The 12,606-nt window shown below is 71.5% G+C and carries 10 protein-coding genes; 6 read left to right on the top strand and 4 right to left on the bottom strand.

Annotation, left to right across the window (positions count from 1 at the left end; all coding sequences use genetic code 11):
* Positions 1–75: 75 nt before the first annotated feature.
* Both ABZU99_RS11880 and ABZU99_RS11875 read right to left on the bottom strand, forming a co-directional pair.
* A complete protein-coding gene (locus ABZU99_RS11880; RefSeq protein WP_356050446.1) occupies positions 76–732 on the bottom strand; it encodes an MBL fold metallo-hydrolase in 657 nt (218 codons plus the stop codon).
* Positions 733–736: 4 nt separating this feature from the next.
* Positions 737–1,471 carry a maleylpyruvate isomerase family mycothiol-dependent enzyme gene (locus ABZU99_RS11875; RefSeq protein WP_355939623.1) on the bottom strand — a complete coding sequence of 245 codons (735 nt, stop codon included), beginning with the start codon at positions 1,469–1,471 and terminating at the stop codon, positions 737–739.
* 224 nt (positions 1,472–1,695) lie between these two features.
* Between ABZU99_RS11875 and uvrA the strand changes: the two genes are divergently transcribed.
* Positions 1,696–4,728, top strand: coding sequence for an excinuclease ABC subunit UvrA (gene uvrA, locus ABZU99_RS11870; protein ID WP_356050445.1), 3,033 nt, complete (start codon positions 1,696–1,698; stop codon positions 4,726–4,728).
* A gap of 57 nt (positions 4,729–4,785) precedes the next feature.
* Here uvrA and ABZU99_RS11865 read toward each other — a convergent pair whose 3' ends face one another.
* Entirely contained in the window at positions 4,786–5,721 is a 936-nt protein-coding gene (locus ABZU99_RS11865; protein ID WP_356047370.1) for a carbohydrate kinase, read from the bottom strand.
* A 57-nt stretch (positions 5,722–5,778) separates the two neighbouring features.
* The gene (locus ABZU99_RS11860) at positions 5,779–6,777 is read right to left on the bottom strand and encodes a LacI family DNA-binding transcriptional regulator (RefSeq protein ID WP_355939631.1); all 999 of its coding nucleotides are present in this window, start codon (positions 6,775–6,777) and stop codon (positions 5,779–5,781) included.
* Positions 6,778–6,962: 185 nt separating this feature from the next.
* Between ABZU99_RS11860 and ABZU99_RS11855 the strand changes: the two genes are divergently transcribed.
* The 5 genes from ABZU99_RS11855 (at position 6,963) to whiA (ending at position 12,509) form a co-directional block, all read left to right on the top strand.
* Entirely contained in the window at positions 6,963–7,388 is a 426-nt protein-coding gene (locus ABZU99_RS11855; RefSeq protein ID WP_355939634.1) for a Rieske (2Fe-2S) protein, read from the top strand.
* Positions 7,389–7,493: 105 nt separating this feature from the next.
* Complete coding sequence (uvrC, locus tag ABZU99_RS11850; RefSeq protein ID WP_356047373.1) at positions 7,494–9,581, top strand: excinuclease ABC subunit UvrC; 2,088 nt, start codon at positions 7,494–7,496, stop codon at positions 9,579–9,581.
* Positions 9,578–10,513, top strand: a complete 936-nt coding sequence (gene rapZ / locus ABZU99_RS11845) for an RNase adapter RapZ (RefSeq protein ID WP_355939640.1) — start codon at positions 9,578–9,580, stop codon at positions 10,511–10,513. The genes uvrC and rapZ overlap by 4 nt, the downstream gene beginning before the upstream one ends.
* Positions 10,510–11,529 (top strand): uridine diphosphate-N-acetylglucosamine-binding protein YvcK, encoded by a 1,020-nt coding sequence (gene yvcK, locus ABZU99_RS11840; RefSeq protein WP_355939643.1) that lies wholly within the window; start codon positions 10,510–10,512, stop codon positions 11,527–11,529. Before rapZ ends, yvcK begins: the two co-directional genes overlap by 4 nt.
* Positions 11,520–12,509 carry a DNA-binding protein WhiA gene (gene whiA / locus ABZU99_RS11835; RefSeq protein ID WP_355939646.1) on the top strand — a complete coding sequence of 330 codons (990 nt, stop codon included), beginning with the start codon at positions 11,520–11,522 and terminating at the stop codon, positions 12,507–12,509. Before yvcK ends, whiA begins: the two co-directional genes overlap by 10 nt.
* The last annotated feature ends 97 nt before the right edge of the window (positions 12,510–12,606 follow it).

Raw genomic sequence — 12,606 nt, 5'->3', positions numbered from 1 at the left:
CGCCAACAGCCGCGGCGCGCCGCCGGTTACGGGGCGTACGGGGGCGGCGGGCGCGAGGACGGCGTGGGGCGGGCGCTACCAGCCGCGCTCGCGCCATTCGCCCAGGTGCGGGCGCTCGGCGCCGAGCGTGGTGTCGTCGCCGTGGCCGGGGTAGACCCAGGTCTCGTCCGGCAGCCGGTCGAAGAGCTTGGTCTCCACGTCGTTGATCAGGCTCTCGAACGCCTTGGGGTCCTTGCGGGTGTTGCCGACCCCTCCCGGGAAGAGGCAGTCCCCGGTGAAGAGGTGCGGATGGCCGTGCGGGTCGTCGTAGATCAGGGCGATGCTGCCGGGGGTGTGGCCGACCAGATGGCGGGCGGTGAGCTCGACCCGGCCCACCCGCACGGTGTCGCCGTCGTCGACCAGGACGTCGGTCCGGACGGGGATGCCCTCCGCGTCGTAGCGTCCCGCGTGGGTGCGGGCGCCGGTGGCCTCCATCACCTCGCGCAGCGCGCCCCAGTGGTCCTGGTGGCGGTGGGTGGTGACGACCGAGCCGATACCGCCCTCGCCGATGAGGGTGAGCAGGGTGTGCGGCTCGGCGGCGGCGTCGATCAGCAGCTGCTCATCGGTGGTCCGGCAGCGCAGCAGATAGGCGTTGTTGGACATGGGGCCGACCGCGACCTTGGAAATCATGAGGTCGGGAAGTTCGTGCACATCCGCAGGTCCGCCGACGGTCACCGTTCCGCTGTAGGTCATGGCCTCAGCCTAGTGCGGGGATGACCGGCAAGGGACCGTCGGGGCAGGAGAGATCGGAGCCGTCCGTACGGCCGGTGAGCCAGCCCAGCAGGGCGGCGGGGGAGCCGGAGACGGTGATCGGGCTCTCCCCCGGGGCCACGGCGCGGCCGGTGTGCCGCACGGCCCCTTGGCCGCCCGCGCCGGTGGCGAGCCGCAGCGGCGGAATATCCGGGTGCCCGGCGAACCTTGTATCCGTGAGGGCGTCGAGGTGTCTCTCGACGTACCCGGCGGGCAGGTCCGCCACCGTGTAGCCGATGTCGAGGTCGACATGGTGCAGCTCGACCTCGGCGAGCCGGCGCAGCGGCAGGGCGGCGGCCGGTTCCCGGTGCCCATGGCGCAGGGTGACCTCGTAGGACCAGCGCTCCCGGGGCAGCGCGGCGGCGGCCGCGTTGAAGCGGAAGGCGCTGGTGCGCAGATCGTCCAGATGCACCGGGAGCGGGCGGACGGCGTCGCGCTCGATATCGGCGTCGCGCGCGTCCTCGCTTCCGTACATCGGGGTCTCCTGCCCGGTCCTCGCCCATGTGAGGAGATTCACCAGAGCGTCCGCGTTGCGCGCCAGATGCGCGAGAACGTGGCCGCGAATCCAGCCGGGCAGTGCGGAGGGTGCCGCGATCGCGGCGTCGTCCAGACCGGCGACCGCGGTGAGCAGCCGGTCCGTCGCTGCCTGCACGGCGGCGCAGTCCGCCTTGTAGTCGGCCATGATCCGACCGTAGTGCGCGCCACACGATCGGGTGAAGTCGGCTCACTCTGCCCGAAAATCGAATGTGCGTGCTATAGGCTCGGTGTGCTGCATCCTTAAGACATCGCCGTGTCGCCCCCATACCCTGGTCTGGGGGCTTCGCTCCGCGCCGCCACTGTCCGTCCGGCAGGGCCGCGGGACCGGGCCCGGCGCACCCACCTCTCTCAAGAAAGGTGCCGACCGGCGTGGCCGACCGTCTCACCGTCCGTGGCGCTCGCGAGCACAACCTCAAGAACGTCTCACTCGACCTCCCTCGCGACTCCCTCATCGTCTTCACCGGACTGTCCGGGTCGGGCAAGTCGTCCCTCGCGTTCGACACGATCTTCGCCGAGGGGCAGCGTCGCTACGTCGAGTCGCTCTCCTCCTACGCCCGCCAGTTCCTGGGGCAGATGGACAAGCCCGATGTGGACTTCATCGAGGGCCTGTCCCCGGCGGTGTCGATCGACCAGAAGTCGACCTCGCGCAATCCGCGTTCGACGGTCGGCACCATCACCGAGGTCTATGACTACCTCCGGCTGCTGTTCGCCCGGATCGGCAAGCCCCACTGCCCCGAGTGCGGCCGCCCCATCGCCCGTCAGTCGCCGCAGGCGATCGTGGACCGGGTGCTGGAGCTGCCCGAGGGCAGCCGCTTCCAGGTGCTCTCGCCGCTGGCGCGCGAGCGCAAGGGGGAGTTCGTCGATCTCTTCTCCGATCTCCAGACCAAGGGCTACAGCCGGGCGCGGGTGGACGGCACCACCATCCAGCTGTCGGATCCGCCCAAGCTGAAGAAGCAGGAGAAGCACACCGTCGAGGTGGTCGTGGACCGCCTCACCGTCAAGGAGAGCGCCAAGCGCCGGCTGACCGACTCGGTGGAGACCGCGCTGGGCCTGTCCGGCGGCATGGTGATCCTCGACTTCGTGGACCTCGACGAGGACGATCCGCAGCGCGAGCGGATGTTCTCCGAGCACCTCTACTGCCCGTACGACGATCTGTCATTCGAGGAGCTGGAGCCGCGCTCCTTCTCGTTCAACTCGCCCTTCGGCGCCTGCCCGGACTGCACCGGCATCGGCACCCGGATGGAGGTCGACCCGGAGCTGATCGTCCCGGACGAGGAGAAGTCCCTGGACGAGGGCGCCATCCACCCCTGGTCCCACGGCCACACCAAGGACTACTTCGGCCGGCTGGTCGGCGCCCTCGCCGACGCGCTCGGCTTCCGTACGGACATCCCCTGGGCCGGGCTTCCGCAGCGCGCGAAGAAGGCGCTTCTCAACGGCCACCGGACGCAGATCGAGGTCCGCTACCGCAACCGCTACGGGCGCCAGCGCGCCTACACCACGGCCTTCGAGGGCGCGGTGCCCTATGTCAAGCGGCGCCACTCCGAGGCCGAGAGCGACGCCAGCCGTGAGCGCTTCGAGGGCTACATGCGCGAGGTGCCCTGCCCCACCTGTGAGGGCACCCGGCTGAAGCCGATCGTCCTCGCGGTCACCGTGCAGGACAAGTCCATCGCGGACATCTCCGCGATGTCGATCGCCGAGTGCGCCGAGTTCCTGCGGGGCATGGAGCTGACCGCCCGCGAGAAGACCATCGCCGAGCGGGTGCTGAAGGAGGTCAACGAGCGGCTGAGGTTCCTGGTCGACGTCGGCCTCGACTACCTCTCGCTCAACCGTGCGGCGGGCACCCTCTCCGGCGGCGAGGCCCAGCGGATCCGGCTGGCCACCCAGATCGGCTCCGGTCTGGTCGGCGTGCTCTACGTGCTGGACGAGCCGTCGATCGGCCTGCACCAGCGCGACAACCACCGGCTGATCGAGACGCTGGTGCGGCTGCGCGACCTCGGCAACACACTGATCGTCGTGGAGCACGACGAGGACACCATCAAGACCTCGGACTGGGTGGTGGACATCGGCCCGGGCGCGGGTGAGCACGGCGGCAAGGTGGTCCACAGCGGGCCGCTGAGCGAGATGCTGGTCAACGACGAGTCGGTGACCGGGCACTATCTGTCCGGCAAGAAGTCCATCCCGCTGCCCGCGACGCGCCGGCCGGTGGACCCCACGCGGCGGCTGACGGTGCACGGCGCCCGGGAGAACAACCTTCAGGACATCGATGTGTCCTTCCCGCTCGGCGTGCTCACCGCCGTCACGGGTGTCTCGGGCTCGGGTAAGTCCACGCTGGTCAACGACATCCTGTACACCCATCTGGCCCGCGAGCTGAACGGGGCGCGGACGGTTCCCGGGCGGCACACCCGGGTCGCCGGCGACGATCTGGTCGACAAGGTGGTCCATGTCGACCAGTCGCCCATCGGCCGCACCCCGCGGTCGAACCCGGCCACCTACACCGGGGTCTTCGACCATGTGCGCAAGCTGTTCGCCGAGACGATGGAGGCGAAGGTCCGCGGATACCTTCCGGGGCGCTTCTCCTTCAACGTCAAGGGCGGTCGCTGTGAGAACTGCTCCGGTGACGGCACCATCAAGATCGAGATGAACTTCCTGCCGGATGTGTATGTGCCGTGCGAGGTCTGCCACGGCGCCCGCTACAACCGGGAGACCCTGGAGGTGCACTACAAGGGCAAGTCCATCGCCGAGGTGCTGGACATGCCCATCGAGGAGGCGATGGACTTCTTCGAGGCGGTGCCGACGATCTCCCGCCATCTGCGCACGCTCAACGAGGTCGGGCTGGGGTATGTCCGGCTGGGGCAGCCCGCGCCGACCCTCTCGGGCGGTGAGGCGCAGCGCGTGAAGCTCGCCAGCGAGCTCCAGAAGCGGTCGACCGGACGGACGGTCTACGTCCTGGACGAGCCGACCACCGGTCTGCACTTCGAGGACATCAGCAAGCTGATCAATGTGCTGTCCGGACTGGTCGACAAGGGCAACACGGTGATCGTCATCGAGCACAACCTCGATGTGATCAAGACAGCGGACTGGGTCGTGGACATGGGCCCGGAGGGCGGCAGCGGCGGCGGTCTGGTGATCGCCGAGGGCACGCCCGAGGAGGTGGCCTCGATCCCTGCCAGCCACACCGGGAAGTTCCTGCGGGACATGCTGGGCGACCGGGTGAGCGACGCGACGGTGCCCGCCGCGCGCAACGGCGGGAAGACCACCAGGAAGACGCCCGCCAAGAAGGCCCCCGCCAAGGCCGCCGCGGCGAAGAAGGCCACGGCCAAGAAGGCCGTGGCGAAGAAGGCCGTGGCTAAGAAGGCGGCGGCGAAGACCACGGCCGCCTCGAAGCGGACGGCCGCGAAGTAAAGCAGCGCCGTAGCCCCTGTGCGCCGCGCCCGGCCGGGCGCGGCGCACAGGGCGTTCTCAGTCCAGTTCGGCCGCGTAGGGCGGCTCCGCGCCCGCGCGGGAGCAGGTGATCGCGGCGGCCCGCGCGGCGAAGCCGAGCACATCCCGCCAGACCTCCTCGCCGAGCGCGGCCGGCGCGGGCGCCGAGAGCGCGTCATGGGACGCGAGGCGGTGCAGCAGCGCGGCGTTCACGGTGTCGCCCGCCCCGATGGTGTCCACGACCTCCACCCGCTCACCGGGGACGGACCAGCCGGAGCCGTCCTGGCGCCGCACGGTCATACCGTCCCCGCCATGGGTGAGGACCACGGCCGCCGGGCCCGCCGCCAGCCATTCCCCGATGGCGGTGTCCATATCCGCCTCGCCGGCCAGCCAGGTCGCGTCCTCCACCGACAGCTTGAGCAGATTCACATACGGAAGCCAGCCGCGGAAGCGCGCCCGGTAGGCGTCGGCGTCCGGGATCAGACCGGTGCGGATATTGGGGTCGAGCGCGGTGAACACGCCGCGCCGGGCCTCGCGTCGCAGCAGCGCCTCGTACGCGCTCGCGCCCGGCTCCAGCACCAGCGAACAGGTGCCCAGCGACAGCGCGGTGACCCCTTCCGGCAGGGCCTCGGGCAGCTCGAAGAGCCGGTCCGCCGTGCCCCCCACATAGAAGTTGTAGCCCGCCGAGCCATCGGCGCCGATGGAGGCGACCGCCAGGGTGGTCGGCTCCGGGCCGCGCTGCACCAGCGCGGTGTCCACACCGTCGCTCCGCAGCCGCTCCAGCAGCGCCTCGCCGAAGCCGTCCCGGGAGACTCGCGAACAGAAGGCGGTGGGGGAGCCGAGCCGCCCCAGCGCCATCGCGGTGTTGTACGGGCCGCCGCCGCGCTGGGGCCGCAGCGCGGGCAGAGCGTCGCTCGCCGGGGGGCCGTCCGCGGGGACGAGATCGATCAGGGCTTCTCCGGCGACGACGATCACGAGGCGGATCCTTTCCTCAGGGGGCCTTGAAGGCGGGTGCGGCGGGTGGGTGCGCGGTCAGGGTCGGCAGCCGCAGGAGGTGCGGTGGACGAAGGTGCAGGGCAGCCGGACCGTACGGGGCGGCCGCGCCGGGTTCTCCAGCCGGTCGAGCAGCAGCCTGACGGCCGTACTGCCGATCTCCCGGCTGGGCTGGGAGATCGCGGTGAGCCCGGGGGAGAAGACATCCGCCCAGGAGAAGTCGTCGAAGCAGACCAGCGCGAGGTCGTCCGGTACCCGGCGGCCCGCCTCCCGCAGGGCGCGCAGCGCGCCGATGGTCATCGCGTTGTTCGCGGTGATGATCGCGGTGGGCGGCTCGGGGGTGGCCAGCAGCCGGTGGGTGGCCTCCTGCGCGCCCCGCGCCTCGGAGTGCCCGTCGGCGAGCAGCCCGGCCCGGTACGGCAGCCCGCGCCGCCCCAGCCCGGCCCGGTAGCCGGCGATCCGCTCGACGGTGGTGCTCAGCCCCGGGAGACCCGCGACCAGGCCGATCCGGGTGTGGCCGAGGTCGGCGAGGTGGAGGACGAGCTCTTCGACGTGGCAGGCGCTCTCGGCGCACACCTGGTCGTGGCCGTCGCCGATCAGCCGGTCGAGAAAGACGGCGGGCACCTCGTGGCGGGCGAGATACTCCACCAGCGCGGCGGGCTCGGCGGACGGGGCGACGATCACTCCGTCCACCCGTCGCTCATGGAGCAGCTGGACGACCGTGCGCTCATGCGCGGGGTCGTCGTGCGGATCGGCGATCAGCAGGCTGTAGCCGTGGGCGAGGGCGCCGGCCTCGACGCCCTGCAGAATCTCGGTGAAGTACGGATTGCTGATCGCCGAGACCGCCAGACCGATCGAGCGGGTGCGCGCGGTGACCAGGGACCGGGCGAGGGTGTTGGGGGTGTAGCCCAGCTCGTCGATGGCCTCCAGCACGGCCCTGCGGGTGTCGGGCCGCACCGGCCGGGTTCCATTGAGCACATGCGAGACGGTCGCCACGGAGACGCCCGCGCGCCGCGCCACGTCGGCCATGGTCGCCACGCGTCCCGCCTCTCCTCGCCCTGTCCTCCGGTGGTGCCGGGGGAGGAACGTATCGCATCCGCAGCCGGACGTAAACGCTTGCGCAAGCGTTTACGCGCGCCCCGGAGCCACACCGGGGACCGCCCGCGAACGGCCCGATCCGTACCGGTATCGTCACAGGGCGACGACGACCCTCTGGAGCCCCCATGACCAGCCAGCCCGCCTCCCGACGAACCGTGCTGTGCTGCGCCGCCCTGGCCGGAGCCGCCGGGCTCGGGGCGGCGGCCTGCACCCCGGACGGATCGGGCAAGAACACGTCCCCGACCCCCACTGCCCCCGTGGACCTCGGCGTCGCGGAGGCCGTCCCGGTCGGCGGCGCGAAGATCTACCGCGAGAACCGGGTGCTCGTCGCACAGCCCGCCAAGGGCGAGTTCACGGCGTTCAGCGCGGTCTGCACCCACCGGGGCTGCGTCATGGACAGCGTCGAGGACGGAAAGGTCAGCTGCCCCTGCCACGGCAGCCAGTTCGACGTCCGCACCGGCAAGGTCCTCCAGGGCCCGGCGAGCGCACCGCTGCCGTCCGTGCCGGTCACGGCGAAGGGCGGCAGGCTCGTCGCCGGCCCGGAGGCCTGATCAGCCCGGACCCGGGCGCCCGGGCACCCGGAGACGCCCTGGACCTCCCTGATCGGCGCCCCGACGGCTCCGGAACTGTCACCGGCCGCCAGTAGGGTGGTGAGCATGGCCGACCCGAGCAGCTACCGCCCCAAGCCGGGAGAGATCCCCGAGTCGCCGGGGGTCTACAAGTTCCGTGATGAGCACGGCCGGGTGATCTACGTCGGAAAGGCGAAGAGCCTGCGCCCCCGGCTCTCCTCGTACTTCCAGGACCTGGCGCACCTCCACCCGCGCACCCGCACCATGGTCACCACGGCCGCGGCCGTCGAGTGGACGGTGGTCTCCACCGAGGTCGAGGCGCTGCAGCTCGAATATTCCTGGATCAAGGAGTTCGACCCCCGGTTCAACGTCAAATACCGGGACGACAAGAGCTATCCCTCACTCGCCGTCACGCTCAACGAGGAGTTCCCGCGGGTCCAGGTCATGCGCGGCCCCAAGAAGAAGGGCGTGCGCTACTTCGGCCCGTACGGCCACGCCTGGGCCATCCGGGAGACCGTCGATCTGATGCTGCGGGTCTTCCCCGTCCGGACCTGCTCCGCCGGGGTGTTCAAGCGCTCCGCGCAGATCGGCCGCCCCTGTCTGCTCGGCTACATCGGCAAGTGCTCGGCCCCCTGCGTCGGCCGGGTCACCGCTGAGGAACACCGGGAACTGGCCGAGGAGTTCTGCGACTTCATGGCCGGCCGCACCGGCACCTATCTGCGCCGTCTGGAGCAGCGGATGCGGGAGGCCGCCGAGGAGCTGGAGTACGAGAAGGCGGCCCGGCTGCGCGACGACATAGGGGCGCTCAAGCGCGCCATGGAGAAGAACGCGGTCGTGCTCGCCGACGCCACCGACGCCGATCTGATAGCGGTGGCCGAGGACGAGCTGGAGGCGGCCGTCCAGATCTTCCATGTCCGCGGCGGCCGGGTGCGCGGCCAGCGCGGCTGGGTCACCGACAAGGTTGAGGCCGTCGACACCGCCGGGCTGGTCGAGCACGCCCTGCAGCAGCTGTACGGGGAGGAGCGGGGCGACGCCGTCCCCAAGGAGGTCCTGGTCCCGGCCGTGCCGGACCCGGCCGAGCCGGTCACCGAGTGGCTCACCGAGCGCCGGGGCTCCCGGGTCGATCTGCGCATCCCGCAGCGCGGCGACAAGAAGGACCTGATGGCGACCGTCCAGCGCAACGCCCAGCAGGCGCTGGCGCTGCACAAGACCAAGCGCGCCTCCGATCTGACCACCCGCTCCCGGGCCCTGGAGGAGATCGCCGAGGCCCTGGGCCTGGACTCCGCGCCGCTGCGGGTCGAGTGCTTCGACATCTCCCATCTGCAGGGCGACGATGTGGTGGCCTCCATGGTCGTCTTCGAGGACGGTCTGGCCCGTAAGAGCGAATACCGCCGCTTCCAGATCAAGAGCTTCGCCGGACAGGACGACGTCCGTTCCATGCACGAGGTCGTCGGCCGCCGGTTCCGCCGCTATCTGCGGGAGAAGCAGAAGACGGGGGAGTGGGAGGAGGAGACCTCCGGGCAGGTGGCCTCCGGGCAGGTGCAGGGAAGCGAGGTGGCCTCCGGGCAGGCACAGGAGGCCGGCGCTCCGGCCGAGGGCACCTCCGGCCCGATCGACGAGGAGGGCAGGCCGAAGCGGTTCGCCTATCCGCCCCAGCTGGTGGTCGTCGACGGCGGAAAGCCGCAGGTCGCCGCCGCCAAGCGGGCCCTCGACGAGCTCGGGATCGACGATGTGGCCGTCTGCGGCCTCGCCAAGCGGCTGGAGGAGGTCTGGCTGCCTGACGAGGACGACCCCGTGGTGCTGCCCCGCAGCAGCGAGGGCCTCTACCTGCTCCAGCGGGTCCGCGACGAGGCGCACCGCTTCGCCATCTCCTACCAGCGCAGCAAGCGCGCCAAGTCGATGAAGGCCGGGCCGCTGGACACCGTGCCGGGCCTCGGCGAGACCCGTAGGCACGCGCTGCTCAAGCACTTCGGCTCGGTCAAGCGGCTGCGCGCCGCCACCGTCGAGCAGATCTGCGAGGTGCCGGGCATCGGCCGTAAGACGGCGGAGACGGTCGCCGCGGCCCTCACCCGGGCGGCCCCGGCCGCGCCCGCCGTGAACACCGCCACAGGAGAGATCATTGAGGACGAGGCCGCTCCCGCGGCGCCGTCACCGAATCGGGGGACGAGACCATGACCGAGCACACCACCCATGGAGACGGAGCGCAGGTGAATACGGGCACGTCGGGAGAGCCCGCCGAGGCGGCGGCCATCCCCGAGCTGGTGATCATCTCTGGAATGTCCGGCGCGGGCCGCAGCACCGCCGCCAAGTGTCTGGAGGACCTCGGCTGGTTCGTCGTCGACAATCTGCCGCCCGCGCTGATCCCCACCATGGTCGACCTGGGGGCCCGCTCCCAGGGGAATGTGGCCCGGATCGCCGTGGTGGTGGACGTCCGCGGCCGCCGCTTCTTCGACAACCTCCGCGAGTCCCTCGCGGATCTGGCCGCCAAGAGCGTCAAGCGCCGGGTGCTGTTCCTCGAGGCGTCCGACGAGGCGCTGGTGCGCCGCTTCGAGTCCGTGCGCCGACCGCACCCCCTGCAGGGCGACGGCCGGATCGTGGACGGCATCGCGGCCGAGCGCGATCTGCTGCGCGAGCTGCGCGGCGACGCCGATCTGGTGATCGACACCTCCAGCCTCAATGTGCACGAGCTGCGCGCCAAGATGGACGCGCAGTTCGCGGGCGACGAGGAGCCGGAGCTGCGCGCCACCGTCATGTCCTTCGGCTACAAGTACGGCCTGCCGGTCGACGCCGATCTGGTGGTGGACTGCCGCTTCCTGCCCAATCCGCACTGGGTCCCCGAGCTTCGCCCCTTCACCGGGCTCAACGAGGAGGTGTCCGGCTATGTCTTCAACCAGCCCGGCGCCAAGGAGTTCCTCGACCGCTACGCCGAGCTGCTCCACCTCATCGCCGCGGGCTACCGCCGTGAGGGCAAGCGCTATGTGACCATCGCCGTCGGCTGCACCGGCGGCAAGCACCGCAGCGTCGCGATGTCCGAGCGGCTCGCCCCACGGCTGGCCGCCGAAGGCGTGGAGACCGTCGTCGTCCACCGGGACATGGGGCGCGAGTGACGATCCGTACCAGACGGCTGCGTCGGCTGGTCGGTGGGCGGACGAGCCGGGGTGCCCAGCCCAAAGTCGTCGCGCTCGGCGGCGGTATGGGCCTGTCCGCCTCCCTCGCCGCGCTGCGCCGGATCACCGGCGATCTGACCGCCGTCGTCACCGTGGCCGACGACGGGGGCTCCAGCGGACGCCTCCGGGACGAGCTGGGCGTGCTGCCGCCCGGCGATCTGCGCAAGGCGCTGGCCGCGCTGTGCGGGGACGACGACTGGGGCCAGACCTGGGCCCGGGTCATCCAGCACCGCTTCATCAGCGAGGGAGAGCTGCACGGCCACGCGGTCGGCAATCTGCTGATCGTCGCCCTCTGGGAGCACGTGGGCGACCATGTCGAGGCGCTCGATCTGGTCGGCAAGCTGCTGGGCGCGCAGGGCCGGGTGCTGCCCATGTCGGCGGTGCCGCTGGAGCTCCAGGCGTATGTGCGCGGCCATGATCCGGCGCGCCCGGACGAGGTCTCCACGGTGGCCGGGCAGGCCACCGTGGCGCTCACCCCGGGCGAGGTCCAGTCGGTCCATCTGGTGCCGAACGACCCTCCGGCGGTCCCCGAGGCCGTCGAGGCGGTCATGGACGCCGACTGGGTGGTGCTCGGTCCCGGCTCCTGGTTCTCCTCCGTCATCCCGCATCTGCTGGTCCCGGACCTCCTCCGGGCGCTCACCGAGACCAAGGCCCGGCGGGTGCTCTCGCTGAACCTCGCCCCCCAGCCCGGAGAAACCGATGGCTTCTCACCGCAGCGTCATTTGGAGGTTTTGGCCCGACACGCCCCTAAACTCGCCTTCGACGTGGTGCTGGCCGACGAGGCCGCCGTTCCCGACCAGAGCAGTCTGCGCGAGGCCGCCAAGCGGCTGGGCGGCACGGTCGAGCTGGCGCCGGTGGCCGCGACCGATGGTGCCCCGAAGCATGACCCGGAGCTTCTGGCGGCCGCGTACGACCGTATTTTTCGGATGCATGGAAGGATCGGCCCATGGCGATGACGGCAGCGGTGAAGGATGAAATCTCCCGGCTCCCCGTCACCCGCACCTGCTGCCGGAAAGCGGAGGTCTCGGCGATCCTGCGGTTCGCGGGCGGCCTGCACCTGGTCAGCGGGCGCATCGTGATCGAGGCGGAGCTGGATACGGGCATCGCGGCCCGCCGGGTGCGCAAGGACATCCTGGAGATCTTCGGCCACTCCTCCGATCTGGTGGTGATGGCTCCCGGCGGGCTGCGCCGCGGCAGCCGGTACGTGGTGCGGGTGGTGGCGGGCGGTGACCAGCTGGCCCGGCAGACCGGTCTGGTCGACGGCCGCGGCCGGCCGATCCGCGGACTGCCGCCGCAGGTCGTCTCCGGTGCCACCTGTGACGCCGAGGCCGCCTGGCGCGGGGCCTTCCTCGCCCATGGCTCGCTTACCGAGCCCGGCCGCTCGTCCTCCCTGGAGGTGACGTGCCCCGGCCCGGAGGCCGCGCTGGCGCTGGTCGGCGCCGCCCGCCGGCTGCAGATCCCCGCGAAGGCGCGCGAGGTGCGCGGGGTGGACCGGGTGGTCGTCCGGGACGGTGACGCCATCGGCGCGCTGTTGACGCGGCTGGGGGCGCATGAGTCCGTCCTCGCCTGGGAGGAGCGGCGGATGCGCCGCGAGGTACGGGCCACCGCGAACCGGCTGGCCAATTTCGACGACGCCAACCTGCGCCGCTCGGCCCGTGCCGCCGTCGCCGCGGGCGCCCGGGTGCAGCGCGCGCTGGAGATCCTGGGCGAGGAGGTGCCCGAGCACCTCGCCGCGGCCGGACGGCTGCGCATGGAGCACAAGCAGGCGTCCCTGGAGGAGCTGGGCGCCCTCGCCGACCCGCCGCTGACCAAGGACGCCGTCGCGGGCCGGATCCGCCGGCTGCTCGCCATGGCCGACAAGCGCGCGCAGGACCTGGGGATTCCCGGTACGGAGTCGAGCCTGACCGACGAGATGGCCGAGGGCATGGTCGGCTGACTGCCCCCAGCAGGCCCCACCCGGCCCGAACCGGCCCACACGCCCCCGGATGCCCGCACGGGCCCGGGGGCGCGCGCGTCCCTTCGGGTACGCGCCG

The organism is Streptomyces sp. NPDC005266, assembly GCF_040607655.1.
In the GTDB taxonomy this organism is placed as follows: Bacteria; Actinomycetota; Actinomycetes; order Streptomycetales; family Streptomycetaceae; genus Streptomyces.
The sequence above is the reverse complement of the archived record's forward strand: the minus strand, read 5'-3'. Positions and strand labels throughout refer to the sequence as shown.